This window comes from Novosphingobium pokkalii (genome assembly GCF_014652855.1).
GTDB lineage: Bacteria > Pseudomonadota > Alphaproteobacteria > Sphingomonadales > Sphingomonadaceae > Novosphingobium > Novosphingobium pokkalii.
Genome location: NZ_BMZP01000008.1, coordinates 90,177 through 115,710 on the forward strand (window position 1 = coordinate 90,177; position 25,534 = coordinate 115,710).

Annotated in this window: 24 protein-coding genes and 3 tRNA genes; 16 read left to right on the forward strand and 11 right to left on the reverse strand. The window is 67.5% G+C overall.

What is annotated here, in order from left to right:
- Window positions 1-159: 159 nt before the first annotated feature.
- Window positions 160-363 (reverse strand): hypothetical protein, encoded by a 204-nt coding sequence (locus IE191_RS10465; protein WP_191324321.1) that lies wholly within the window; start codon window positions 361-363, stop codon window positions 160-162.
- A 206-nt stretch (window positions 364-569) separates the two neighbouring features.
- Between IE191_RS10465 and IE191_RS10470 the strand changes: the two genes are divergently transcribed.
- The 3 genes from IE191_RS10470 (at window position 570) to IE191_RS10480 (ending at window position 2,440) form a co-directional block, all read left to right on the forward strand.
- Window positions 570-1,178 carry a 50S ribosomal protein L25/general stress protein Ctc gene (locus IE191_RS10470; protein ID WP_191324322.1) on the forward strand — a complete coding sequence of 203 codons (609 nt, stop codon included), beginning with the start codon at window positions 570-572 and terminating at the stop codon, window positions 1,176-1,178.
- Between the two features lie 109 nt (window positions 1,179-1,287).
- Complete coding sequence (pth, locus tag IE191_RS10475) at window positions 1,288-1,857, forward strand: aminoacyl-tRNA hydrolase (RefSeq protein WP_191324323.1); 570 nt, start codon at window positions 1,288-1,290, stop codon at window positions 1,855-1,857.
- Between the two features lie 208 nt (window positions 1,858-2,065).
- Window positions 2,066-2,440, forward strand: a complete 375-nt coding sequence (locus tag IE191_RS10480) for a PEP-CTERM sorting domain-containing protein (protein WP_191324324.1) — start codon at window positions 2,066-2,068, stop codon at window positions 2,438-2,440.
- A gap of 151 nt (window positions 2,441-2,591) precedes the next feature.
- On the opposite strand, the gene IE191_RS10485 is transcribed toward IE191_RS10480, so the two are convergent.
- Window positions 2,592-4,175, reverse strand: coding sequence for a tetratricopeptide repeat protein (locus IE191_RS10485; protein WP_191324325.1), 1,584 nt, complete (start codon window positions 4,173-4,175; stop codon window positions 2,592-2,594).
- Window positions 4,176-4,346: 171 nt separating this feature from the next.
- Here IE191_RS10485 and ychF point away from each other — a divergent pair, with 171 nt between their 5' ends.
- Window positions 4,347-5,447, forward strand: a complete 1,101-nt coding sequence (gene ychF / locus IE191_RS10490) for a redox-regulated ATPase YchF (protein WP_191324326.1) — start codon at window positions 4,347-4,349, stop codon at window positions 5,445-5,447.
- A gap of 92 nt (window positions 5,448-5,539) precedes the next feature.
- Complete coding sequence (locus IE191_RS10495; RefSeq protein WP_191324327.1) at window positions 5,540-5,998, forward strand: MaoC family dehydratase; 459 nt, start codon at window positions 5,540-5,542, stop codon at window positions 5,996-5,998.
- Window positions 5,999-6,085: 87 nt separating this feature from the next.
- Here IE191_RS10495 and IE191_RS10500 read toward each other — a convergent pair whose 3' ends face one another.
- The 3 genes from IE191_RS10500 to mutL all read right to left on the reverse strand — a co-directional run bounded on the left by IE191_RS10500 (window position 6,086) and on the right by mutL (window position 9,050).
- Window positions 6,086-6,535 (reverse strand): hypothetical protein, encoded by a 450-nt coding sequence (locus IE191_RS10500; protein WP_191324328.1) that lies wholly within the window; start codon window positions 6,533-6,535, stop codon window positions 6,086-6,088.
- A gap of 123 nt (window positions 6,536-6,658) precedes the next feature.
- Window positions 6,659-7,153: a hypothetical protein gene (locus tag IE191_RS10505; RefSeq protein ID WP_191324329.1), complete on the reverse strand. Its 495-nt coding sequence runs from the start codon at window positions 7,151-7,153 to the stop codon at window positions 6,659-6,661.
- Window positions 7,154-7,223: 70 nt separating this feature from the next.
- Window positions 7,224-9,050: a DNA mismatch repair endonuclease MutL gene (mutL, locus tag IE191_RS10510; protein WP_191324330.1), complete on the reverse strand. Its 1,827-nt coding sequence runs from the start codon at window positions 9,048-9,050 to the stop codon at window positions 7,224-7,226.
- A 191-nt stretch (window positions 9,051-9,241) separates the two neighbouring features.
- Between mutL and IE191_RS10515 the strand changes: the two genes are divergently transcribed.
- The 8 genes from IE191_RS10515 (at window position 9,242) to IE191_RS10550 (ending at window position 15,483) form a co-directional block, all read left to right on the forward strand.
- On the forward strand, window positions 9,242-10,288 hold the full coding sequence (locus tag IE191_RS10515) for a rod shape-determining protein (protein WP_110761529.1): 1,047 nt from the start codon (window positions 9,242-9,244) through the stop codon (window positions 10,286-10,288).
- 109 nt (window positions 10,289-10,397) lie between these two features.
- Entirely contained in the window at window positions 10,398-11,309 is a 912-nt protein-coding gene (gene mreC, locus IE191_RS10520; protein WP_191324331.1) for a rod shape-determining protein MreC, read from the forward strand.
- Window positions 11,310-11,322: 13 nt separating this feature from the next.
- Entirely contained in the window at window positions 11,323-11,877 is a 555-nt protein-coding gene (locus tag IE191_RS10525; RefSeq protein WP_191324332.1) for a rod shape-determining protein MreD, read from the forward strand.
- A gap of 1 nt (window position 11,878) precedes the next feature.
- Complete coding sequence (gene mrdA / locus IE191_RS10530) at window positions 11,879-13,960, forward strand: penicillin-binding protein 2 (protein WP_191324333.1); 2,082 nt, start codon at window positions 11,879-11,881, stop codon at window positions 13,958-13,960.
- 5 nt (window positions 13,961-13,965) lie between these two features.
- Complete coding sequence (rodA, locus tag IE191_RS10535; RefSeq protein WP_191324427.1) at window positions 13,966-15,081, forward strand: rod shape-determining protein RodA; 1,116 nt, start codon at window positions 13,966-13,968, stop codon at window positions 15,079-15,081.
- Window positions 15,082-15,163: 82 nt separating this feature from the next.
- Window positions 15,164-15,239: transfer RNA gene (locus tag IE191_RS10540), tRNA-Lys, on the forward strand.
- Between the two features lie 46 nt (window positions 15,240-15,285).
- Window positions 15,286-15,361: transfer RNA gene (locus IE191_RS10545), tRNA-Lys, on the forward strand.
- A gap of 46 nt (window positions 15,362-15,407) precedes the next feature.
- Window positions 15,408-15,483, forward strand: a tRNA-Lys gene (locus IE191_RS10550).
- Between the two features lie 42 nt (window positions 15,484-15,525).
- On the opposite strand, the gene IE191_RS10555 is transcribed toward IE191_RS10550, so the two are convergent.
- Window positions 15,526-17,817 (reverse strand): ComEC/Rec2 family competence protein, encoded by a 2,292-nt coding sequence (locus IE191_RS10555; RefSeq protein WP_229815240.1) that lies wholly within the window; start codon window positions 17,815-17,817, stop codon window positions 15,526-15,528.
- Window positions 17,818-17,845: 28 nt separating this feature from the next.
- On the opposite strand from IE191_RS10555, the gene gltX reads away from it, so the two are divergent.
- Genes gltX through IE191_RS10570 form a run of 3 tightly spaced genes read left to right on the forward strand, consistent with a single transcriptional unit; the run spans window position 17,846 to window position 20,877 of the window.
- Window positions 17,846-19,318, forward strand: coding sequence for a glutamate--tRNA ligase (gene gltX, locus IE191_RS10560; protein ID WP_191324334.1), 1,473 nt, complete (start codon window positions 17,846-17,848; stop codon window positions 19,316-19,318).
- Between the two features lie 45 nt (window positions 19,319-19,363).
- Window positions 19,364-20,650 (forward strand): citrate synthase, encoded by a 1,287-nt coding sequence (locus tag IE191_RS10565; RefSeq protein ID WP_191324335.1) that lies wholly within the window; start codon window positions 19,364-19,366, stop codon window positions 20,648-20,650.
- A 17-nt stretch (window positions 20,651-20,667) separates the two neighbouring features.
- Window positions 20,668-20,877 carry a hypothetical protein gene (locus IE191_RS10570; protein ID WP_229815241.1) on the forward strand — a complete coding sequence of 70 codons (210 nt, stop codon included), beginning with the start codon at window positions 20,668-20,670 and terminating at the stop codon, window positions 20,875-20,877.
- Between the two features lie 24 nt (window positions 20,878-20,901).
- On the opposite strand, the gene IE191_RS10575 is transcribed toward IE191_RS10570, so the two are convergent.
- The 5 genes from IE191_RS10575 to IE191_RS10595 all read right to left on the reverse strand — a co-directional run bounded on the left by IE191_RS10575 (window position 20,902) and on the right by IE191_RS10595 (window position 25,505).
- The gene (locus IE191_RS10575; protein ID WP_191324336.1) at window positions 20,902-21,327 is read right to left on the reverse strand and encodes a hypothetical protein; all 426 of its coding nucleotides are present in this window, start codon (window positions 21,325-21,327) and stop codon (window positions 20,902-20,904) included.
- Between the two features lie 121 nt (window positions 21,328-21,448).
- Window positions 21,449-22,849 (reverse strand): sensor histidine kinase, encoded by a 1,401-nt coding sequence (locus IE191_RS10580; RefSeq protein ID WP_191324337.1) that lies wholly within the window; start codon window positions 22,847-22,849, stop codon window positions 21,449-21,451.
- Window positions 22,850-22,857: 8 nt separating this feature from the next.
- A complete protein-coding gene (locus IE191_RS10585) occupies window positions 22,858-23,811 on the reverse strand; it encodes a hypothetical protein (RefSeq protein ID WP_191324338.1) in 954 nt (317 codons plus the stop codon).
- A 10-nt stretch (window positions 23,812-23,821) separates the two neighbouring features.
- Complete coding sequence (locus IE191_RS10590; protein WP_191324339.1) at window positions 23,822-25,042, reverse strand: hypothetical protein; 1,221 nt, start codon at window positions 25,040-25,042, stop codon at window positions 23,822-23,824.
- A gap of 112 nt (window positions 25,043-25,154) precedes the next feature.
- On the reverse strand, window positions 25,155-25,505 hold the full coding sequence (locus IE191_RS10595) for an Hpt domain-containing protein (protein WP_191324340.1): 351 nt from the start codon (window positions 25,503-25,505) through the stop codon (window positions 25,155-25,157).
- Window positions 25,506-25,534: the final 29 nt, after the last annotated feature.

The following is a 25,534-nucleotide window of genomic DNA, read 5'->3' on the forward strand; positions in this document are numbered from 1 at the left end:
GCGGGGCCCCGGATCAAGTCCGGGGCGACGTTAAGGGATAGAAAATAAAAACTTTCTTCGTCACCCCGGACTTGATCCGGGGTCCCGCTCGGTGGCTTGCGCCATGGCAACTCGCCACCAATCACGGCCGTTCACGAGCCACTGAGTTGTCCAAGCGGCCTAGGACGCCAATTTTCTGGGCGGTTGGGCAAAGATTTGCTCGGGCGTCTCGGTAACCGTGATCTTGCCATCCTTTTGACCTGCCAGAAACCAGACGTCGGTGACTTCACCGTCCATGGCCTGCACGGAACTGACGTGTTCGAGATTGACGTGGATGGGATGCTCTCCGCGTGCCGTCTTCTCGGTAAGAGTTATCCAGTGCATCTATCCCTCCTGTGGAATCGGCGGAAAAGTAAGAAAGTCGCGTGAGTGACGATAGCCCCGCATGAGATGCAAGAATCCAGAATGCAGCAGCGCCGCGCTTGCATTTTCGGCCCGATCCGCTAAGGGCCGCCGCTTCCCCGTCATGGTCATCCCTGGAGGCGTGACGGCAGGAACATGCAACAGATTCTTTTTGGAAGGTATTTCACATGAGCGAGACGCTGACCCTGTCGGCTGAGCTGCGCGAACGGGCAGGCAAGGGAGCCTCCCGTGCCCTGCGTCGCGAAGGCCGCACCCCCGCCGTGGTTTATGGCGGCAACCAGGAACCGGTTGCCATCCACCTCGAGGAAAAGGAACTGGCCCGCGCCCTTGGCACCGGTCACTTCTTCAACTCGATCGTCGAACTGACCATCGGCGGCCAGACCGTCCGCACGCTCGCCAAGGACGTGGCCTTCCACGCCGTGACCGACCGTCCGCAGCACGCCGACTTCCTGCGCGTTTCGGCCAACGCCGAAGTGCACGTGAACGTGCCGGTCGTGTTCCAGAACGAAGAAAAGGCCCCCGGCATCAAGGCTGGCGGCGTGCTCAACATCGTGCGCCACGAACTCGAACTGGTCTGCGAAGCCAACAAGATCCCCGATGACATCATCGTCGATCTGTCGGGCCTGGAAATCGGCGACTCGGTGCACATCAGCGCCGTGAAGCTGCCGGCTGGCGCCCGTTCGGCGATCACCGACCGCGATTTCACCATCGCCACGATCGCGACTCCGACGGTGCTGACCGAAGAAGACGCCGGCGAAGCCACCACGGAAGGTTGATCCTTCCGGGTCTGCCATTCGCGCAGACCGGCACGCTATCGGGAAACCCCTTCTGCCGCGCAGGAGGGGTTTCTTTTTGGAAGTGGACCAGCGGCAAGGAGCCTTTGCCATGCAACTCTGGGTCGGCCTGGGAAATCCGGGTCCGCAATACGCGCTGCACCGTCACAACGTGGGCTTCATGGCGCTCGACACCCTGGCCGACGTGCACGGCTTCGGCCCGGTGCAGAAGAAGTTCCAGGGCTGGGTGCAGGAAGGTCGCCTGGGCGGGCAGAAGGTGATCCTGCTCAAGCCCGCCACCTTCATGAACGAAAGCGGCCGCGCCGTGGGCGAGGCGCTGCGGTTCTACAAGCTGTCCACCGCCGCGCTGACCGTGTTTCACGACGAGCTGGACCTCGCCCCGTTCAAGGTGAAAGTGAAGCAGGGCGGCGGGCATGCCGGGCACAACGGCCTGCGCTCCATCGACCAGCATTGCGGCGCCGATTTCCGCCGCGTGCGCCTGGGCATCGGCCACCCCGGCCACAAGGATCGCGTGACCGGCTATGTGCTTGGCCCCTTCGCCAAGGCAGAGCAGGATGGCCTGGTCACCATGCTCGGCGCGGTGGCCGCCGAGGCGGAGCGCCTGGCCCAGGGCGACGATACCCGTTTCATGAACGACGTGGCCCTGCGCCAGCAGGACTGAAACACCCTGAAAAGGTAAATCGCAATTTGCCGTAAAAGCGTCGGAAACGCTTACAGAGGGCATATCCCTGAAACAGCATTGACCACCAGAAATCCCTGAAATCCTGGATTGGCACCACATTTGCTTATTATCCTGTCAACCAAAGATGTCCGTCCTCGGATTTGACATTTTTGCTTTGGACATTCGGGAATTCGACAGGGGACCGATCATGAAGCGTTCGTTTGCCATCCTCGCCGCCGCGCTGACCACCACCGTCGCCGCCGCGCCGGCCCACGCCACGTTCTTCCACACGCACTATTGCAACTGCGGCCACTCGGCCGGCGCGGCCATGTGCGGCAGCACTTCGTCCAGCTCGACCTCGACCTCGTCGACCTCGGGCGGCAGCACCACGTCTTCCTCGACCACGTCGGGCGGTTCGACCACCTCCTCGACTTCGGGTGGCAGCACCACGACCTCGTCGACCTCGGGCGGCAGCACCACCTCGTCGTCGACCGGCGGCACCGACGTGCCGGAACCGGGCATGCTCGGCCTGATGGGTGCGGGCCTTGCCGGCCTCGCTTTCGTGCGTCGCCGTCGCCGCTAAGAGCCAAGCGCCGGGGCGGGAATTTCCGGCACAGGGACGGGCGCGCATCTTCGGGTGCGCCCCGGCCGGCCTCGCCCTCTTCGCGATGTTTCTCCTGGCGCCGTCCAAGCCTGGCTTGGGCGGCGCCTCGCGTTTTGCCGGGCTTGGACGATCAGCGTGCCTGCGCGCGGGCGAGATCGGCACGGAACAGGCGGTTGGCCGGGTCGGCATCGACCGCGCGCTGCAACAGGCGCTGCGCCGCCTCTGGCTCCTGCCCGGCGTTGAGCCGCGCCAGGCCGGCCATGTGCAGCATGTCGGGATCGCGCGGCGCCAGCAGCAGCGCGCGGTCGGCATAGGCGATCGCCTCATGGTGCTGCCCCGCGTTGCTGCATGCCAGCGCCAGGCGCTTGAGCACTTCGGCATCGCCGCCCTCGCCCAGCAAGGCGGAATAGGCGGCAATGGCCCCTGCCCAATCGCGCAGCCCCAGCGCTGCCTGCCCGTCGGCCGCCAGCTTCTGATCCTGTTGCCACTGCGCCGATTTCGTCCGCGCGGCCAGGGTATCGGCGGCAGGATCTCCCGCCGCCCGCGCCGCGCGCAGCGCCAGGTCCAGCTCGCGCGGCCCGGCAAGGCGCGAATCCGACAGGGGCCGCACCGTGCGCAAGGCCGTGGCCGGATCACCGGTGGCCAGTTGCGCCTCGGCCAGCATCATGCGCGAATAGGGGTTCTGCGGCGAGAGCAGCAGCGCGCGGGCAAACATCACCCGCGCCTGTTCGGGATGGCCCAGCCGCAGCAGGGCCTCGGCATAGGTCAGCCCGTTGGGCGTGCGCGGATCGAGATCGACCTCGTGCGGGGCCAGCAATTGCCGCACCTTGTCCCAATCGCCCTTTTCGCTGGCGAACTGCACCTGGAGATCGAGCACGCGCGAATCCCCCGGCGCCAGCCGCGCCGCCTTGCCGATCAGGCCGATCGCCTGGTCCAGCTTGCCCTGCATGTCGGCCAGGTTGGCCCGCTCGATCAGCGGCTCGATCCGCGCCGGATAGGCGGCAATCGCGCGGTCATAGGCGGTGGCCGCCGCATCGAGCTGCCCCTGCTTCACCCGCAAGGCGCCTTCGACCATGGCCGTATCCAGCCCCTTGGGATCGAGGCGTTGCATTACCGCCAGGACCTGCTCGGCCGCCGGATAATCCTCTGCCGTGATCAGGAAGCGGGCATAGTCGCGCGCCAGTTGCGCGTTGTCCCCGGCCGCCATGCCCTGGCGAAAGGCGGACAGCGCCTGGGCATTGTCACCCAGCGCCTGCTGCGCCGCGGCCCGCAGGCGCCATGCATCGGCATCGCCGTCCTGGCCCAGCAACGTCAGCGCCTGGCGCGGCAGGCCGCGCAGCAGCGCCGCCTCGGCTTTCATGCGATTGACCGCCGGGCCTTTCGCCCCGGCCTCTTCCAGGCGGGCCAGGGTGGACTGCGCCCCGTCGCCATCGCCCAGTTGCAATTGCGCGCGGGCGAGCAGGCGCAACAGATCGCGCGTATCGGGCATCGACAGCTTGCCCGCATCGAGCGCGGCCAGCGCCTCCACCCGTGCGCTGCCAAAGTCCTGCGCGGCAAAGGCGCTGCGCGCCTTGTCGGCGTGGCGCGCGGGGCTGTCGCCGCAACCGGCCACGGCGAACACCAGGGCCAGAGCCGATGCGAGCAGGGTTGCCCGCCCTGGGCGGCGGGGCCAGGAAGAACATGGCCGGGAAGAACACGGAACGGCGCGGATCATGCCGCCATGCCATGCCAGCAAGGCCTGAAACTTCCATGAAGATTGCCTCTCACCCCCGCAAAACCCCTGGTCCATGCCCCCTGCCCCCTTGACCTTGGGCCTGCAACCCACCATCGCCACCGGCAATACGCGGCCCCGCATCGGCTTGGGGCCATAGCCAAGGACACGAAAATGGGTTTTCGTTGCGGGATCGTCGGCCTTCCCAACGTCGGCAAGTCGACGCTGTTCAACGCGCTGACCGAAACGCAGGCCGCCCAGGCCGCCAACTATCCGTTCTGCACGATCGAGCCCAACGTGGGCAATGTCGGCGTGCCCGATACCCGGCTCGACGCGCTGGCCAAGATCGCCGGCAGCCAGAAGATCATCCCCACCCAGCTCGGCTTTGTCGACATTGCCGGGCTGGTGCGCGGCGCATCCAAGGGCGAGGGCCTCGGCAACCAGTTCCTCGGCAACATCCGCGAAGTGGATGCGATCATCCACGTCCTGCGCTGCTTTGAAAACGACGATATCCAGCACGTGGACAACCGCGTCGATCCGCTGTCGGACGCCGATACGGTGGAAACCGAGCTGATGCTGTCCGATCTGGAAAGCCTGGAAAAGCGCGTGCCCGCCGCCGCGAAGAAGGCAACCAGCGGCGACAAGGAAGCCAAGGCCATGGCCTCCGTGCTCGGCCAGGCGCTGGAACTGCTGCGCGAAGGCAAGCCTGCCCGCCTGACCCAGCCCAAGGACGACGAGGAAGCGCGCCTGTTCCAGCAGGCCCAGCTCCTCACCGCCAAGCCGGTGCTCTATGTCTGCAACGTGGAAGAAGAAAGCGCCGCCACCGGCAACGCCCATTCCGCCCGCGTGTTTGAAAAGGCCAAGGCCGAAGGCGCCGAAGCCGTGGTCGTTTCCGCCGCGATCGAAGCGGACCTGATCGGCATGGAAACCGAAGAGCGCCTGGCTTTCCTGGAGGAACTCGGCCTGCACGAAACCGGCCTCAACCGCGTGATCCGCGCAGGCTATGATCTGTTGCACCTGCTGACCTTCTTCACCGTCGGCCCCAAGGAAGCGCGCGCCTGGACCGTCCACCAGGGCGCCAAGGCTCCCGAGGCCGCCGGCGAAATCCACTCCGACATGCAGCGCGGCTTCATCCGCGCCGAAACCATCGCCTATGACGATTTCGTCTCGCTGGGCGGTGAAGCGGCCGCGCGCGATGCCGGCAAGCTGCGCCAGGAAGGCAAGGAATACGTCGTCAAGGATGGCGACGTGATGCACTTCAAGTTCAACGTATAAGCGGGTAGCCCGGAACCCTGCCATCGCTGCGGTTCCGGGCCATTTCCACTGCCCAGTTGACGTAAGCGTAAAGCAGGTCCACCCTGCCCCCCATGCGATACTATGAAGATCTGGAAGTGGGTGCCGTTTCCCGATTTGGGCAGCGCCACGTCACGCGCGAGGAAGTGGTGGAATTTGCGGGCAAGTATGATCCGCAGCCGTTCCACTTGTCCGACGAAGCGGCCGCCGCGACTCATTTCGGGCGGCTTTCGGCCAGCGGTTGGCACACTTGCGCCATGACCATGGCGATGATCGTGGAGGAACAGGACCGAGCCGGTCACCAGGGCCTGGGCTCCCCCGGCATCGACGAGTTGCGCTGGCGCCATCCGGTCTATCCCGGCGACACCCTGCGCGTGGAAACCACGATCCTGAGCAAGCGCCGCAGTCAATCTCGCCCGGAGATGGGCCTGTTCCGCGCCGAGACGCGGGTGTGCAACCAAGATGACGTGATCGTGCTCACCATGGTCAGCAACGCGATGGTGGCCACGCGCGATCCCGACGGCACCGACTGAACCAGCCTCTCCTTTCCAGGCCCACGCAAGAAAGGGCGCGCAGACCTTGGCCTTGCGCGCCCTTTCCCGTTTCACGGCAAGCCGTGCTTACATGTGCTGGGCCGAAGTCTGATCGGCCGTGACCGGACGATGCAGCGTTGCCTGGCGCTTAGCGTGATGGCGTGCGTGGTGCTTCTTCGCCTTCTTGGGGTGGGTCTTGGCCCACTTCCAACGCTCCAGCGAACGCAGGCGCGTTTCCAGCGAATCCGCGCGGCTGCCGGCCGATTGCGCCGCCATCGAGGCAGCCTGCGCGGCCGAACCCGCACTTTGTGCAGCAGTCATCGCGTTGTTGGCCGAGCCCTGCGCCTGTGCCGCAGCCTGCGCCGCAGTATCGGCCGAACCCTGTGCCCGCTGCGCGGCGGTGAGCCCTTCATCGGCCCGCGCCTGCGCCTGATCGGCGGCTGCCTGTGCCCGCTTAACCGATCCGGTGGTTGCGCACCCTGCCAGCGCCATTGGCAGCAGTGCGGAAAGCAACACGATGTGGCGACCCTTGTTCATAGGCGTTTCCCTTAGTCTTTTGGCGCCCCCGCGCGATGGAAGACGCATGAGACGGCAAAGAGTCACCCCCGATTGGGCGAGAAAGCGCCAGATTGGTGTTTTTGCGGGATATGGCGCCGAAACCTACATCGGTTTGCACTGAACGTTACCTTTGGCGGTATACACCGGGCGGCTGTCGGCATCGGTGATCACCACCTGCCCGGTAAAGCTGTCGATCACCCCCATGGTCTTGGCCTTGCCATCCTCGATCCGCGTCAGCGTCAGCGCCCATTCCCGGCCAGTGTAGTGCGACCAGCCATGCTGCGGCAGCCGGGCACTGCCCTTGTCGGCGGCCAGGACCACGATCTGGTCCTTGATCTTGATCAGGCCGCGATCTTCCTGAGCCAGCAGCACCGCCCCCATGCCGCCGCCTTCGGGCACGAAGTTGCAGCCCGAGCCGGTCAGCTTGCCCTTGGTGATGTCGAAGAAATCAATCACCTGCGGGCTGATCTCCTGCGCCGGCGCCCGCTCCTTCTGCGCCGCCTCCACCTGCGCAATCGCCGCCGCGTCGCTCTGCTGCGGCGCCTTGTGGCAGGCGGCAACGGCCAGCAGAGGCAAAGCCAGAACAATCAACCGCATGATCTCTCTCCCAAAACGATCCTCCCCCACCCGGGAGAGGTGGCGGACCACAGGTCCGACGGAGGGGGCATCACTTCCGCCCGAACAGCTTCTCGATATCGCCGTGCGCAAGCTTCACCCAGGTGGGCCGGCCATGGTTGCACTGGCCCGAACGCGGGGTCACTTCCATTTCGCGCAGCAGGGCGTTCATTTCGGGCACCGACAGCACGCGGCCGGCGCGGACCGAGCCGTGGCAGGCCATCGTGGCGAGCACAAGGTCGAGCCGCTCGCCCAGCAGCAGGGCGTCGCCGTGCTTGGCGAGATCATCGGCCACGTCGCGCACCAGGGCCTGGACATCGCCCTTGGCAAGCGCGGCGGGGACGCTGCGCACCAGCATGGCCGCCGGGCCGAAGCGTTCGAGCGCGAGGCCGAAGTCGGCAAGGCGCGGGGCAGCTTCCTCCAGGCGGTCGCAGGCCGGTTCGTCGAGGTCCACCACTTCGGGCAGCAGCAGCGCCTGGGCGGGAGCAGTGCCCTCCCCGGCCCCGGCGGCGCGCAGGCGTTCAAGCACGAGGCGTTCATGCGCGGCGTGCTGGTCGACGATCACCAGGCCATCGCTCGCTTCGGCGACGATATAGGTCTTGGCCACCTGCCCGCGCGCCACGCCGAGCGGATGCTCGATCGCTTCCGGCACCGGCGCGGCGGCCTCTTCGGCGCGGGCCACCGGCGGGGCCATGACGCTCGCTTCATAGCCGCGCCAGGCCTGTCCGGCTTCACTCACGCGCGGCGGCTGGTAAGACGGAGCGAAGATGCTGCCTTGGCGGGTCGGTTCGGGCGCAGGCAGCGGTGTGAACAGTGGCGCAACCGGCTCGGCCTGCCAGGCGCGCATGGCCCCGGCATCGGGCGCCTGGGCGGAGCGGCGATCGCCGGTGGAGAGCGCCTGGCGAAGGCCGGTGACGATCATCCCGCGCACCAGCGCCGAGTCGCGAAAGCGCACTTCGGTCTTGGCGGGATGCACGTTGACGTCGACCTCCTCGGCCGGAACCTGGAGGAACAGCGCCAGCACGGCGTGGCGGTCGCGGGCCAGCATGTCGGCATAGGCGCCGCGCACCGCGCCGAGCAGCAGCCGGTCCTTCACCGGGCGGCCATTGACGAACAGATACTGGTGATCGGCCACGCCGCGATTGTAGGTGGGCAGGCCCGCCACCCCCATCAGGTGATAATCGCCGCGCAGCAGGTCCACGGCAACGGCATTGTCGGCCAGCTCGCGCGCCACGAGTTGCGCCACGCGCGCGGCCAGGGTGTCCCCAGGCTGGACGTGCAGCGCCCGGCGCCCATCGTGCTCCAGGGTAAAGCCGATATCGGGCCGCGCCATGGCCAGGCGCCGCACGACATCGAGGCTGGAGGCCCATTCCGAGCGCGGGCTGCGCAGGAACTTGCGCCGCGCCGGGATCTTGCCGAACAGGTCTTCCACCCGCACCCGCGTGCCCGGCGGCAAGGCGGCCGGCCCTTCGGCGACCAGCGCGCCATGATCGACCACGCGCTTCCACGCCTCGCCATTCTCGCGGCTGCGGCTTTCGATGGTGACGCGGGCGACCGAGGCGATCGAGGGCAGCGCTTCGCCGCGAAAGCCCAGCGTGGCGACCAGTTCGATCGCCTCGTCGGGCAGCTTGGACGTGGCGTGGCGTTCCAGCGCCAGGGCAATCTCGTCCGCCCGCATGCCACAGCCATCATCGGTCACTTCGATCAGGCCCAGCCCGCCTTCGGACAGGCGCACAACCACCTGCCCCGCCCCGGCATCGATGGCGTTCTCGACCAGTTCCTTGAGCGCGCTGGCAGGGCGCTCCACCACCTCGCCAGCGGCGATGCGGTTGATCAGCGTATCGGGCAGGCGCCGAATGACGCGGGAGCTGGAATCCATGGTGAGACCAACCTAGCGACGAACGTGCCCTTTTTCGAGACGGGCGGCGTGACTTATCCCGCGTTGGCAGTGCACAAAATATTGGGTTTTACCCCCCGCTTGCGCTAATGAGCCGCCTTCCCCGGGCGCTCACTTTTGCGCATAGGCCACGCTTGGCGTGGTACCGCGCGCGAATCACTACGGATTTTCTGATGGCTTCGATGTTTTCCCGATTCTTCAAGTTCGGTTCCCAGAACATTGCGATCGACCTCGGCACGGCGAATACCCTCGTCTATGTCCAGGATCGCGGCATCGTTCTCAACGAACCCTCGGTCGTCGCCATCGAAACCCTGAACGGCATCAAGAAGGTCAAGGCCGTGGGCGACGATGCCAAGATGATGATGGGCAAGACGCCCGACAGCATCGAGGCGATCCGCCCGCTGCGTGACGGCGTGATTGCCGACATCGAAGTGGCGGAAGAAATGATCAAGCATTTCATCCGCAAGGTGAACGGCAGCAAGAGCCTGCTGCGCTATCCCGAAATCGTGATCTGCGTGCCCTCGGGCTCCACCTCGGTGGAACGACGCGCCATCCGCGACGCCGCCAGCAACGCCGGCGCCAGCCAGGTCTACCTGATCCTGGAACCGATGGCCGCCGCGATCGGCGCCGACATGCCCGTGACCGAACCGGTCGGTTCGATGGTCGTCGATATCGGCGGCGGCACCACCGAAGTTGCCGTGCTGTCGCTGCGCGGCCTGGCTTACACCACCTCGGTCCGCGTGGGTGGGGACAAGATGGACGAAGCCATCGTCAGCTATGTGCGCCGCCATCACAACCTGCTGATCGGAGAAGCCACGGCAGAGCGGATCAAGAAGGACTACGGCATCGCCACGATGCCCGCCGATGGCGTGGGTGAAACCATCCACATCAAGGGCCGCGACCTGGTCAACGGCGTGCCCAAGGAAATCACCATCACCCAGGCCAACGTCGCCGAGGCGCTGTCCGAACCGATCGGCGCGATCGTGGAAGGGGTGCGCATCGCCCTGGAAAACACTGCGCCCGAACTGGCGGCGGACATTGTCGACCAGGGCATCGTGCTGACCGGCGGCGGCGCACTGATCCGCGGGCTTGACGAGCACCTGCGCGAGGAAACCGGCCTGCCCGTCAGCGTGGCGGAAGATCCGCTGTCGTGCGTGGCGCTGGGCACCGGCCGCGCGATGGAAGATCCGATCTATCGCGGCGTGCTGATGACCGCCTGAGGAATGCGGAATTTCGGGCCAGGCAGGCGCGGCAGGGCATCGGCGGTTCAGCCGGCCTTCATCGCCTGTCTGGCTTGGCATGCAGTTGAGTATCAGGGGTATTGTTATCATGGCGCGGTCGCCTGACCGGCGCCCGGGCTTTTCGCGCAGGGCGCAATACGGGATTTTCACCGGCTACGTGATCGCCGTTCTGGGCGTCGTGGCGGGTCTGGTCGTGCTCGGCGTCTCGTTCTTCAACCCGGAAGCCTTCGCCTTTGCCCGCAACACCGCCAGCGAAGTGGCGCGTCCGCTGGGCAAGGCCGGCGCGGAAACGCGCAGCGCCAGCCAGGGCGTGTTCGCCGCGATCGGCGCCTATTTCAACGCCGGCCGGCAGAACGCCGCACTGACCCGCGAAGTGCAAGCCGCGCGCGCCGATGCCGTGACGATGCACGCCTTGCAGCAGGAAAACGCGCGATTGAAGGCGCTGATCGGGGTGATCGATCCAGCGGGCAAGCCCATCGTCGGCGCGCGCCTGATCGGCTCCACCGCCACGTCCACCCGCCGCTTTGCCGTCCTGTCGGTGGGCACCAACCAGGGCGTCCAGACCGGCCAGCCGGTGCGCGCGGCCGGCGGCCTGATCGGCCGTATCGTCGAAACCGGCCCGAACACCGCGCGCGTGCTGCTGGTGACCGATCCCGACAACGTCGTGCCGGTGCGCCGCGCGTCCGACGGGCTGACCGCGTTCGTCCAGGGCGGCGCCAATGGCCGCATCGAGATCCGCCTGATCAACACCGGCGTTGCCACGCTGCGCAAGGGCGATGTCTTCGTCACCTCCGGCTCGGGCGGGCTCTATCCGCCGGGCATTCCCGTGGCCGTCGCGACCGAACCGCACCGCGACGGCGCCACCGGCCACCTGGCCAGCGACCCGTCCGATGCCGATTTCGTGCTGGTGCTTCCCGCCTGGCAGGCCAGTGCCCAGGCCGCTCTGGAAGCCGCGCAGAAAGCCGCGCCGCCACCGCCCGCCGACGACGGCAACAACTGAGGCACGCCAGGCCATGCCTCTCCCCCTTCTCGGCGCGCGTCCCGAAGACCTCGTGCGGCGACGGCTCAATCGCGGGCCCTCGCCCGTGCTGGCGCAAGGGTTGCCGTGGATTTCGACGATGCTCGCCTCGATGGTGACGTTCTCGCCGATCGTGGCGTCGGCGCCGGTGCTGCCGCCGCTCGGCTTCATGACCCTGCTGGCCTGGCGCCTGCTGCGCCCCACGTTGCTGCCGGTCTGGGCCGGGCTGCCGCTTGGCCTGTTCGACGATCTCTACAGCGGCCAGCCGTTCGGCAGCGGGATCGTGCTGTGGTCGCTGACCATGCTGGCGATGGACGTGATCGACGAGAAATTCCTGTGGCGCGGCTTCATCCAGGATTGGCTGACCGCCGCCGCCCTGCTTGCCGCCTATGTCGTGCTCACGGCCGCGCTGGCGGGCCTGGCGGCCGGCTATCCCCTGCCCGTCACGGTCGGCCCGCAAGTGCTCCTCACCGTCCTGCTTCATCCTGTGGTCACGCGCGTCGTCGCATTGCTCGATCGCATCCGCCTGCTCCCGCTCAAAAGGCTGTGACGTGAAGCAAAAGTTGCCGCTCACATCGGCCATCCTCACCAATCGCTTCGAGCGGCGCACGTTTGTGCTCGGCATGGGCCAGGCTACGGTCGGCGTGCTGCTGGCCACGCGGCTTGCCTATCTCTCGATCTTCGAGAACCAGAAGTACAAGGCCGCCTCGGAAAGCAACCGCGTCAACCTGTCGCTGATCCCGCCCCGGCGCGGCTGGGTGCTGGATCGCAATGGCGCCGCGCTCGCCTCCAACCGCGCCGATTTCCGCGTCGACGTGATCCCCGACCGGCTGGTCGATGCCGACGATACCCTGTCCAAGCTGTCCGGCTTGCTCGGCCTGACCGCCGACAAGATCAGCGACATCAAGGACAAGCTGGACAAGGCGCGCGGGTTTCAGCCGGTGGAAGTGGCTGCCAAGCTGGATTGGGACAAGTTCGCCGCCGTCAGCGTGCGCTTGCCCGAAATGCCCGGGGTGATCCCACAGCGCGGCTATTCGCGCTATTATCCCACCGGGCCGTCGGTCGGCCACCTGGTCGGCTATGTCGGCCCCGCCTCGGCCGAGGATTACGAGCGCGAGCGCAACCCGCTGCTGATCACGCCCGGCTTCAAGATCGGCAAGGATGGCCTCGAAAAGCATTTCGAGACCCGCCTGCGCGGCGTGCCCGGCGCGCGCCGGGTGGAAGCGACGGCCTCGGGCCGCGTGGTGCGCGACCTGGGCACGCGCGAAGACGTACCCGGCCAGCCGATCCAGCTTACCATCCTGGGCGGATTGCAGGACTATGCCGCGCGGCGCATCGGCCTCGAATCCGGTTCGGTCGTGGTGATGGACTGCGCCACCGGCGACGTGCTCGCGATGGTGTCGATGCCGTGCTACGATCCCAACAGCTTTTCCGACGGCATCGGCCGCATCGAATGGAAAATGCTGTCGGAAGACGATCACGTGCCCTTGCGCAACAAGGTGCTGCGCGGCCTCTATCCGCCCGGATCGACGGTCAAGCCGCTGGTCGCGCTCTCGTTTCTCGAAGCCGGGCTCGATCCCAAGGCCTCGGTCAATTGCGCCGGCGGCTTGCGCGTGGGCAACCGCGTGTTCCACTGCTGGAACCACCACGGCCACGGCCAGACCGACATGCTCAAGGGCATCTACCAGTCGTGCGACGTCTATTTCTATCACTTTGCCCAACAGATCGGCATGGACAAGATCGCGGCCATGGCGCGGCGGCTGGGGCTGGGGCAGGAATTCCCCATGCCCTATCCGGGGCAATCCTATGGCACGGTGCCCGATCCGGCGTGGAAGCTGCGCAAGTACCACAAGGAATGGGCGATCTATGACACGGTGAACGCCACCATCGGCCAGGGCTACATGCTGGTGAATCCCCTCCAGCAAGCCACGATGGTCTCGCGCATCGCCTCGGGCCTGCAACTCACCCCGCGCCTGCTGCTTGACCGGCATGCGCCACAGCCGGCCTCGATGGGCTTCGCGCAAGAGCATCTCGACCTGATCCACGCGGCGATGAACGAAGTGGTCAACGGGCGCGGCACGGCCGGCAAGGCGCGCATTCCCATCGACAACGTGCTGATGGCCGGCAAGACCGGCACCGCGCAGGTCGTGGGCCTGCAACACGGCAACGGCAAGAACGTGGAATGGAAGCGGCGCGACCACGGCCATTTCATCTGCTTCGCCCCGTTCGACAAGCCGCGCTATGCCTGCGCCGTGGCGATCGAGCACGGCGGCGGCTCGCCCAGCGCCTATCCCATCGCGCGCGACGTGATGACCTATCTGTTCGATCCGGCCAAGGCCATGGCCGCGCTGGAGGAACTGGAAAAGGGCTGGGGCGGCAATGTGCAGCAACGCATGGCCGCCCGCTACAGCACCTTTGCCGCGCAATATGGCGCCAGCGCACCGCGCGCGCCTGACGAAGCGCAGGCGAGCAAGGTGGTGGAAGACGAAAACAAGCCGGTGGCCGAACCCTCCACCGCGCAGACCGATGCGGCCCCGCCCGCGCCCGAGCCCGACGCCCCCCAACCCCAGCCTGGCCAAGCCGTCCCCGGCAGCCCGGCGGCGCCCGCCGTGGCGCCCAACGGAGCGCAGTGATCGCGATGCGCCGCGCCTATATTCCCAAAGGCCTGACCCGCCAGCCCTGGGGCGTGCTGCTGCCGCTGCTGCTGCTGGTGTTCTTCGGCGGCGCCGTGCTCTATTCGGCCGCCGGGGGGCACTTCCAGCCTTGGGCGCTGATGCATGTCGCGCGTTTCTTCGTGTTCCTCGTCATGGCCATGGTGATCGCCCGCATACCGCAGGACTGGTTCCGGCGGGCGGCCCTGCCGCTCTATGGCATACTCTGCGTGCTGCTGGTGCTGGTCGAACTGATCGGCGGGATCGGCGGGGGCAGCCAGCGCTGGCTCAATCTGGGTTTCATGACGCTCCAGCCCTCGGAACTGATGAAACCGGGCATCGTGCTGGTGCTGTCGTGGTTCTACAGCGTGCTGCCCACGGGCGAAACCCGCACATGGCGCGCGATTGCGCCGGCGATCGGCCTGCTCGGCTTCCCGGCGGCCTTCGTGATGCTCCAGCCGGACCTCGGCACCGCGCTGGCCATCTGCTTTGGCGGCGTGGTGGTCATGTTCCTGGCCGGGCTGCCGCTGCGCTGGTTCCTGGGCGCGGGCGGCGCGGGCGCGGTGATCGCGCCGCTGGCCTTCTTCTTTGCCCTGCACGACTATCAGCGCAAGCGCGTGCTGGTGTTCATGGACCCGGAAAGCGATCCGCTGGGATCGGGCTATCACATCACCCAGTCCAAGATCGCGATCGGCTCGGGCGGTTTCCTCGGCAAGGGTTTCGGCAATGGCTCGCAAAGCCACCTCGATTACCTGCCCGAGGCGCATACCGACTTCGTCTTTGCCACCATGGCCGAGGAATGGGGCATGCTGGGCGGCCTGTTCGTGCTGCTGGTGTTTGGCCTGATCATGCGCTGGGGCCTGAAAGTGGCGATGAACGCGCCCGACCGGTTTTCCCGCCTGCTCGCCGCCGGCATGACCGCGACGATCTTTTTCTACGCCTGCATCAACATGATGATGGTCATGGGCCTGGCCCCGGTGGTGGGCATTCCGCTGCCGTTCCTGAGCCATGGTGGCTCGTCGATGATGACCAACATGATCTGCATCGGCACGATCATGGCGGTCGATCGCTGGAGCCGCCGGGGTTCCACAGGCCTTTCGTAAAAAAGTTGAAATGGGGGCTTGGCAGGGCCGGAGAAATCGCTATTGGGGCCGCTCCCGGAGGGCGACGGCCCTTCGGGAAACCGGACGCATAGCTCAGTTGGTAGAGCAGCTGACTCTTAATCAGCGGGTCCTAGGTTCGAGCCCTAGTGCGTCCACCATCCTTTCTCCGGTGCACCAACACCGGCCTGCCCGAACAGCAGGTGTGGACGCATAGCTCAGTTGGTAGAGCAGCTGACTCTTAATCAGCGGGTCCTAGGTTCGAGCCCTAGTGCGTCCACCATCCCTTCTCCGGTTCACCGCAACCGGACTGCCCGCACGGCACATGGGGACGCATAGCTCAGTTGGTAGAGCAGCTGACTCTTAATCAGCGGGTCCTAGGTTCGAGCCCTAGTGCGTCCACCACCTCATCCCATCACGGTATTGGAACTCCCGTTCGCCGGATCATCATGGGTTGCGTGATGGCGCCGACATGGGCGTGTTCGATGGCTCGGGCGCGGGAAACCAGCCATGCTGGCCTTCGCTTTGCGCCACGGTCACCACGCGCCGCTGCGCCAGGTAGATTGCCAGCCCGCCGGTGGCGCGCAGCAGGCGGCGATCGGCCTTGAGCCAGCGTGGACGGCAGACGCCCGGCAGGCCGCGATCGGCAATGACGATATCGGCCTGGGCGCAGGCCTTGGCCAGTTCATCGCGATCCACCCGGTCGCGGCCCCGGCTCATCAGGATGGCAAAGGCGCGCCCCTCGCGCACCAGCACGGCGCGGCAAAAATCGGCGTTGCACCGCGCCCCCCGCCAGGTTTCCAGCCTGCGCGCCTGTCCTTCCAGCCCGGCGTTTTCCAGCAGCGTGGACGGTGTATAGTCGCTGCGCGTGTCACGCAGCAGCAGCAGGTCCGGCCCCTCCCCTGTCAGCCCGACATGATGCCCGTCACCGGTCACCAGCACATCGGGCGTGGGTTGCAACGCGGTAACCACGGCGCCCAGGCCGATCGGGATGAAGCCCCACAGCCGCACCCGCCCGGTCCACAGCGCCAGCCACAGCAGGCCGGCGACCATCAGGCCGAATACCCAGCCCGGCATGCCGGGCAAGAGCGTGACCGCGCCCGGCTGGCTGGCGGTGACATGGGCGAGCCACAGCAGCGTATCGAGCGACTTGCCCACCGCCCACCAGGCCGGCGCACCCCAGTTCGCCAGATCGAGGAGCAAGGCCAGCGCGATCAGCGGCATTGTGAGAAACGTGGTGAGCGGAATGGCGATCACGTTGGCCGCCGCGCCATAGATGCCGGCGCGGTGGAAATGGAACAGTGCCATCGGCATCAGCGCCAGCTCGATCACCAGCCCGGTGGCCAGCACCAGGCCCAGATGCCGCACCAGGCGCATCGCCCAGCCCTCGTGCGCGCGATGGGCCAGGAAGCGCCGCGCCGGGGCCGAACCATCGAACGCGATGATCGCGATGACCGAGCCGAAGCTCATCTGGAAACTCGGCCCGACCACCGCTTCGGGCCAGAACAGCATGACCAGGAACGCGGCCACCGCCAGCATGCGCAACGACAGCGGATCACGCCCCAGCGCCAGGGCGAGCAGGACCAGCAGCGCCCCCAGGCACGAGCGGATCGTGGGCACTTCCGCCCCGGTCAGCAGGGTATAGCCGATGCCCGCAAGCGCGCCCATCGCCGCCGCGACCAGCGGCACCCGCAGGCGCAACGCCAGGAACGGCACGAGCGCGAGCAGCCGTGCGGCGAGGAAATAGACCCCGCCGACCACCGCGCTCACGTGCAGGCCGCTGATCGAGAGCAGGTGCGTCAGGCCAGCGTCGCGCATCGCGTCTTCATCGCCCTGCGCAATGCTGCCGCGATCGCCACTGGCAAAGGCGGCGGCGATGGCCCCGGGCGAGCCGCCCAGCCGCGCGCGGATATGATCGGCGAGCCGCTGGCGCACGGCATCGAGCCGGGTGCCGGGCGGCGCCGGCGCGATCACCGTGACCGGGCCGACCACGCTGCCCGTGGCCATCAGGCCGGAAAACCACGCGCTGCGGGCAAAATCGAACCCACCGGGCACCATCGGCGGCGCCGGCGGCATCAGCCTGGCGCGCAGGCGCACCCGTGCGCCATCGGCCAGGCGCTGGTCCAGCCGCGTGCCATCGCGCGCCGAATCACCGGGCGAAATCGGCACGTTGAGCCGCACTTGCCCTTCCCGCACGGCGCCGCCCGAAAGGGCAAGGCGCGTTGCCAGGGTCAGGCGGATGCGCCCTTGCGCCGCCTGCACTTCGCGGTTGACCACGGTGCCTTCCACCACGGTAAACAGCGGCCGGGGCAGTGGCGGCGTGCCCAGAAAGCTGGACTTGATCCAGATCGTGGCGCAGCCGGCCATGGCCATCAGCCCCACCGAAAGCACGGCCAGTCGCAAATAGGCGAGTCGGCCGTCTCGATCGCGAGGCAGCACAAGCAGCAAAATTCCACCGAGCGCGGCCAGGAAAGCCAGCCAGTGATAGACCCCCGGAAGCACCACCCAGGCGCAGATTCCCGCGGCAAACGCCACGCTGAGCCAAGGTCCGCGCTCCGTGCCACGCGCCTCGATCCACGCATTCGCATGCGCGAGCACGCTGGACAAACGCGCCGCTTTGGCCCAATGGCGCCCCAGCCCGTTCGGTCCCATATCGAGACCGGTTCTTTGCGGGTCGGCACCATCACCCTGGCCCTGGGCCGCATGGGAAACAGGTGGTGTCGCAACAAGGCCGGCCATGCGCCGAATTGGAAGGAATGCGCCCTCGATGGCAAGCCAGACTGACACCGTTCTTGCAGGATCGGGCGCGGCGGGCACCAGCCCCACCCCGGCGGCACGCGTTGTCACCCGCTTTGCTCCATCGCCCACGGGCTTCCTGCACATCGGCGGCGCCCGCACCGCGCTGTTCAACTGGCTGTTCGCCCGCCACCATGGCGGCACCTATCTGCTGCGGATCGAGGATACCGATCGCGCCCGCTCCACCGATGCGGCGATCGACGCGATTTTCGACGGCCTCAACTGGCTGGGCCTCGGCGGCGATGCCGAGCCGGTGTTCCAGTTCGCCCGGTCTGACCGCCACGCCGAAGTTGCGCACCAGTTGCTCGCCGCCGGCCATGCCTATCGCTGCTACCTGACCCAGGAAGAACTCGCCGCGCGCCGCGCCAAGGCGCAGGAAGAACGCCGCCCGTTCCGCCTGGAAAGCGAATGGCGCGATGCCGATCCGGCCACCTGGCCCGCCGACAAGCCCTACGTCATCCGCGTCAAGGCCCCGCGCGAGGGCGAAACCGTGATCGACGATGCCGTGCAGGGCACGATCACCGTCCAGAACATCGAGATCGACGACTACGTCATCCTGCGCGGCGATGGCACGCCGACCTACATGCTGGCCGTGGTGGTGGACGATCACGACATGGGCGTGACCCACGTGATCCGCGGCGACGACCACATCAACAACGCCTTCCGCCAGCTCGTGATCATCCGCGCGATGAACGCGATCGAGGGCGGCTGGCCCGATCCGGTCTATGGCCATATCCCGCTGATCCACGGTGCGGACGGGGCCAAGCTGTCCAAGCGCCACGGCGCCCTGGGCGTGGACGCCTATCGCGACGAGATGGGCCTGCTGCCCGAAGCGGTATTCAACTACCTGCTGCGTCTGGGCTGGGGCCATGGCGACGAGGAAATCATCAGCCGCGACCAGGCGGTGGAATGGTTCGACATCGCCAATGTCAACAAGGGCGCGTCACGCTTCGATCTCAAGAAGCTGCTCAACCTCAACGGGCATTACCTGCGCGAGGCAGACGATGCGCGCCTGGCCGATCTGGTCGCGCCGCGCCTGGCTGACCTCGCCCCCTCGCTCGATCACGCCAAGCTGGTCGAGGCGATGCCCGTGCTCAAGGTGCGGGCCGCCGATCTCAACGAGCTGGCCAAGGGCGCGGTGTTCCTGTTTGCCCAGCGCCCCCTGGCGCTCGACGAAAAGGCGCAGAGCCTGCTCACCCCCGATGCCCGCGCAATCCTTGCCAAAGTGATCACGCGGCTTGAGGGCGCAAACGACTGGACAGCGCCCGTGCTGGAGGCCAATCTCAAGGCAATGGCCGAGGAGCTGGGAGTGGGATTGGGCAAGATCGCCCAGCCTTTGCGCGCAAGCCTGACGGGACAAGCGACCTCACCGGGAATTTTCGATGTCCTGGTTCTCCTCGGCAAGGAGGAGAGCCTGGCCCGTCTGCGTGACCACGCCGCCTGAGATGGGCGGCACAAAACAGCGTTTCTTTGTACAGGAGAGCCTAGCGTGAGCGACAATCAGGCTACTTTGACCATCGATGGCAAGACCATCGACCTTCCGGTCAAGAGCGGCACCATCGGGCCGGACGTCCTCGACATCCGTAAGCTTTACGGCCAGTCGGGCAAGTTCACCTACGACCCTGGCTTTACCTCCACCGCGAGCTGCGACAGCGCCATCACCTATATCGACGGTGACGAAGGCGTGCTGCTGCACCGTGGCTATCCGATCGGCCAGTTGGCCGAACATTCCAGCTTCATGGAAGTGAGCTACCTGCTGCTCAACGGCGAACTGCCGAACCAGGACGAGCTGGCCAACTTCACCCGCACGATCACGCGCCACACCATGGTGCATGAACAGCTCACCAAGTTCTACAGTGGCTTCCGCCGTGACGCGCACCCGATGGCGGTGATGTGCGGCGTGGTCGGCGCACTGTCGGCGTTCTATCACGATTCGACCGACATTGCCGATCCGCAGAACCGCACGATCAGCTCGCACCGCCTGATCGCCAAGATCCCCACGATCGCGGCGATGGCCTACAAGTATTCGGTCGGTCAGCCGTTCCTCTATCCGCGCAACGATCTGTCCTACACCGGCAACTTCCTGCGCATGACCTTCGGCGTTCCGGCCGAGGAATACGAAGTGATCCCCGAAGTCGAACGCGCGATGGATCGCATCTTCATCCTGCATGCCGACCACGAGCAGAACGCTTCGACCTCGACCGTGCGCCTTGCCGGTTCGTCGGGCGCCAACCCGTTCGCCTGCATCGCGGCCGGCATCGCCTGCCTGTGGGGCCCGGCGCACGGCGGCGCCAACGAAGCGGCGCTCAACATGTTGCGTGAGATCGGCACGCCCGACAAGATCCCGCACTACATCGAGCGCGCCAAGGACAAGAACGATCCGTTCCGCCTGATGGGCTTTGGCCACCGCGTCTACAAGAACTATGACCCGCGCGCCACGGTGATGCAGAAGACCGTGCGCGAAGTGTTCGACGCGCTCAAGGTCAACGATCCGCTGTTTGAAACCGCGCTGCGCCTGGAAGAGATCGCGCTCAACGATCCCTACTTCATCGAGAAGAAGCTGTTCCCGAACGTGGACTTCTATTCGGGCATCATCCTTTCGGCGATCGGCTTCCCGACCACGATGTTCACCGTGCTGTTTGCCCTGGCCCGCACCGTGGGCTGGGTGGCGCAGTGGAACGAAATGATCAGCGATCCCGGCCAGAAGATCGGCCGCCCGCGTCAGCTCTACACCGGGCCGACGCAGCGCGACTACATCCCGCTCGACCAGCGCTGAGCGAGCGAGATACACCCATGAAAAAGAAGGCGGCCATGGCGACGATCCTGCGGATCACCGGCGTGGCCGCCTTTTTCATGGGGCTGTTGTGGATGCTCCAGGGCCTGGGCTTGGTGCACTGGCCCGAGTCCAGTTTCATGCTGGACCAGCGCCCCTGGGTGTGGCGCGGCCTCGGCCTCGCGCTGCTGGGCATTGTCGCGGTGTGGCGCGCCGGGCGCAAGCGCTGAATCGGCGCACCTGATTACCCCGATTTACTCGTAATTGCCCGGATTGGGCGTGGGAGCCAGGCAGGCCTGGCGATCGCCGCTGTTGCAGGCGTCCACTTGCGCATGCCAGGCGTCCATCGCGCGGTTGTAGGCAGCCTCGCGTCGCGCCTGCGTCGCATGGATCATCGCAATGGTCTGGCGCCGCGCCTGCACGGCCTGGTGATAATCGCGCCAAGCGGCATGCTGGCTGGCCCGTGCCGCAGCGGTATCCTGGGCCAAGGCCTGGCCTTCGTTGCGATTGACGGCCGCGACACCCGGATCATAGCCCGGAGCGACCACGCCCGGCGGGGTGGACATCGACGCGGCGGCCGATCCGTCGTTGAAAGGTTGGTTGGGATCCACGGGCTGCGCCAGCGCCGGCGTCGCCATCAACGCGCCAGCCATGCCGGCAATCGCAAACATCCTGATCATCGCGAAGCTCCTCGTGCTGTCTTTTCCGAATGTCGGTCCCGCCACAAAGGGCGTTACGAGGATCGGCCTGAACGGGCACGGAATGCGCTGAAAAGGTGCGGTTAAGCTGGCAAACGCCGGCTTACCGGGCGTTGACGATCCCGGCGCTGGGCAAGTCTGCCGGCAGGGTGAGCACGAAGCGGGCGCCGTGGCCAGGCGTGCTCGACACGGTAAGGTCTCCGGCCATCGCACGCGCCAGCCGGCGGGAAATGTAGAGCCCCAGCCCTGAACCACCATCGCCGCTGCGGCCAAGGCGCTCGAACTTCTCGAACACGCGCGCGGCCTGCTCGGCGGTCAGCCCCTCGCCATGGTCTTCCACCGCGATCCACGCGGTGGCGCCGTCCACGCCGCAGGCCAGCGTCACCGTGGCCTGGGCCGGGGTATAGCGGATCGCGTTGCTGAGCAGGTTGAGCAGAACCTGAAGCACGCGGCGGAACTCGCCGATCGCCGGGGCATGGCAAGCCTCGTCGGGCAGCGCCAGGACAATGCCGCGCTCGCGCGCGCGCATGGAGAGGATGCCGGCCGCCCGGCGCGCGCAATCGGCCAGGTCGATGTGATCGGGCGACGGGGCAAAGCCGGGCGCTTCCACCGCGTCGAGATCGGCCAGGTCTTCCACCAGGCCGAGCAGGTGCCGCCCCGCCTCGGCAATATCGGCGGCATAATTGCCATAGGCATCGGCCAGCGGCCCGGCCAGGCGGCTGCGGATCGTTTCGGCGTTGGCGATGATCCGGCTGATCGGCTGGCGCAGGGCGGGCGCCAGGTCACGGCCGAGCAAGCCGGTCCAAGGCGGCAGCGCCGTCTGCTCGGCGGCACCCGATGCCTCCGCCGCCGGGCGCAACAGCGGGTCTGCCGGCAGGGCATCGATCGTTTCGGGCAAGAGCAGCAGGTCGAACCCGCTCGCCACGCGCGGCAAGAGGCGCAGGCGCCAGCGGCGGGCCGATCCGGCCACATCGATCACCATGTCATCCAGTAGGCGCCAATGCAGTCGCGCGGTATCGAGCCGCCCCGGCCCGAGCGCCAGTGCCGGGCACAGCGCCCAATGCCGCCCGATCGCGCCAGCCAGATCGGCCGCCAGGTCCGCCAGGTCGGAAGCTGCCAGATCGGCCGCGATCACCCGCTGCTCCGCGTCCAGCAAGACATGCCCTTCGGCCAGATGATGCCACAGCGCCTGGGGATCGGCAGCGGGCAAGCCTTCATCTGGCGGCGGGGCACGGCGCCAGTGGCGCAGGGCCAGCACGACCTCGTCCCCCTCGGGCGCGGCGTGGGCGTGAAAGCTGATCGGGCAATCGCCGTCCATCGCCAGCACGGGGCGGGTCTGCGCCAAGCCCGATGCGCGCACCTGGCGCACCAGCGCGAGCAAGGCGGGCACGGCCAGAACACCGGGCAGCGTGCCGCCGGCCGCCACGTGCAGCCGCGCCAGCGCCTCGTCGGCGGCAACCAGCGTGTCCGCCGCATCGCAACGCGCGCGGATGGGATCGGCCATGGCCAAGGTCAGGCGCCCAGCCCGGCGCTGGCCAGGCGCTGCGCCGCTTCGTGCGGAGACAGCGCGCCGAGCGCGGCCGGCACCAGCGCTTCGGGATGGAACACGCCGACATGCTGGCGCACCATGTCGCCCTCCAGTCCAGCCGCGCGCAGCACCAGCGCCAGGCGCGCGACATGCGATGGCGCGGTCAACAGCGCCGCATCCTCGCGCGGGGCGCCCATGGCGCGGGCCAGCGCGGTGAGGAACAGCGCCGGTCCGGCCTGCAACGGATCGAGCGCGACGGCCGGATCGGGCAGCGCGTCGACCAGGCGGCGCAGCAGCGCCAGGCGCCCGCGCTCGGCATCGAAGCGCAGGCGCAACGAGCGCTCGGCGATGATCGCCCGGCTCTGCATCTCGGCATCGTCGTGGCGGGCGCGCGCATGCAGCGTGCCCAGGGCAATGCGCAACAGGTCTTGCGGCAACTCGCCCAATGGCCACTGCATGCGCCGCTGCGCCTGGCAAAAGCGCGCCTGCGCCACCAGCACGGCCATGGCCAGCGCCGGGGCGGCGCCATCCTGGCGGGCCATGGCCGCCTCGATCAACGGGGCCAGGACCATGTCCACGCCGTGCGCCTGCTCCAGCCGCTGCGCCAGATGCCATTCCAGCGCCTGCCCATGCACGGCAGCGAGGAATGCGGCATTGGCGCAAAGCAGATCGGCAAACCCGGCCACGTCTGCCAGATCGGGTTCGGCCCCCTCTGCCGCACCGCCTGCCTGCACCAGCGCCACGGCCAGTTGCCGGGCGACATCGTCGATCATGCCCCGCACCTGGGCAATCACCGCATCGCCGAACACGTCGCGCTCTTCCTGCAACACCAGGTGGCGCAGGATCGGCGCCGTACTGTCCAGCGCGGCCGACGCTTGCGCCAGGCCTGCCGCCAGCCAGGCGTCGTCATCAGGCGAAAGGGGCGCGGGGTCGGGCATCCCCGTGGTTCTAGGTTCCATTGGTTAGCAAGCGGTTAGGAAAAAGACCATGCGCCTGCGCCAGCGCTGTGGCCAGCAGTACCACCACGATCACCCTGAGCCCGGTTTCCAGCGGCATGAACAGGCCCACCACCAGCAGCGCCAGCGTCACCAGCAGGCGATCGCACAGCCATGCCGTCCAGCGGAAATCGCGCAGGACCACCGGAAACAGCCAAAGGATCAGGACCAGCACCAGCGGCGGGAACCAAGCCGTCTGCGCAGTGGCACTCCCACTCGCGCGCCAGGCGCAGGTTGCCACCAGCGCGCCATCGAGCAAAGGCCCGAACAGCGCGCCACCGCGCAGGCGCCCGGTGGCTTCGAGCAGCGAATCCTGCTCAACCTTGGCCAGCAGGCGGGCCGCCTGGAGCACCACCCAGCCCAGCCCGAGCAGCGCGAAGGCCAGGCCCGCGCGGCCCCACCAGCCCGCCCCCAGCGCCAGCAGCACCAGCACCAGCGCCGCCAGCATGACCAGCCAGGGCCGCGTGCGCGCATGCAGCAGCGCCGGCCCGATGCGCCGCACCGCCTGCACCGCCAGCCATTCGCCGGGCGAGCGGACGTGACCGGCAGCGGTGTGCTGCGCCAGCCAGTCGTTTTCGGCGGCGTGGGCATCGGCCTCGTTGCGCACCAGGCGCCAGCGTCCGCCGTCGAGCAGGCCCTGCGGCACCGCGCGCAGCGGCAGGCGCGCCTGGGTGGCGAGGCGCAACAGCGCCGCCACCGGGTTCCATTCGGGCGGCAGATCGCCCAGCCCCGCCACCACCCGGCCGGGCATGCGCAGCGCGCCGGCCCAGGCGTGGTTGATATCGATCCGCTCGAACCCGGCCGCCACACCCGCTTCCACCGGCAGGGCAAGCACGCCCGGCGCCTCGTCGAGCAGGCGGCGCGCCTCTTCGGGCATCGCCAGGAAACCTTCGGCAAAGGCGATCAATTCGTCTTCGGCAGAAACCAGTGGCACCAGCGCGCGCGCGGCGGTGATGATGTGAAAGCGCGCGCCGCGCTGCTCGGCCACATGCTGGATATCCACCGCCTCGGCCGAGAGCATCTCGGCGTGGACGACGATTCGCGTGGCGCCAAGCGCCAGCGCCAGGCCCAACTGGTGGCGCGCGATGCTATGGCCGGCGATGGGCAGGAAACCGGGGTTTCCTGCCGACTGGACAAGTCCATCGCCCGCCAGATCGACGGGCGCGTTTTCCATCAAGGATATGAGCGCGACGCGCAAGTGCATGCCTCCTGGTCGCGTGCATCGTAGGGCGCGAGTCCCGCCCTGCCAAGCGCCGCGCCGGGGTTTCCCCCGCGCGCCTGTTCGGTCATGCCAGCCCGGTTTCGGGATCGCCCGCCAACGGGACTTCCTCGTCCGGGCCGGCGTTGAAATCGTCGAGCCAGTGCGCGATCCGGCGCAGCACGGCCGGATCGCCCGGCGCCCCGGCCAGGGCCTGCTCGGCCAGCAGCATCAGGCCCTGCGCATGGAACGAGGCGGCCAGGCCCTTCAGCCGCATGCCGGCCATCGACCAGTTCCCGTCGCAGCGCGAGCGGCGCATGAGGTCAAGCTGCCGACGCGCGCTATCGAGGAACGCGCTGCGCAGTTCGACAAACAGGTCAGGGTCGCTGCCGGCCACGGCCGCCAGTTGGGCATCGATCGGATCGCCAAGGTAAGCCATGCTGTTGATAGTGCTCTATCAGGGCTTAA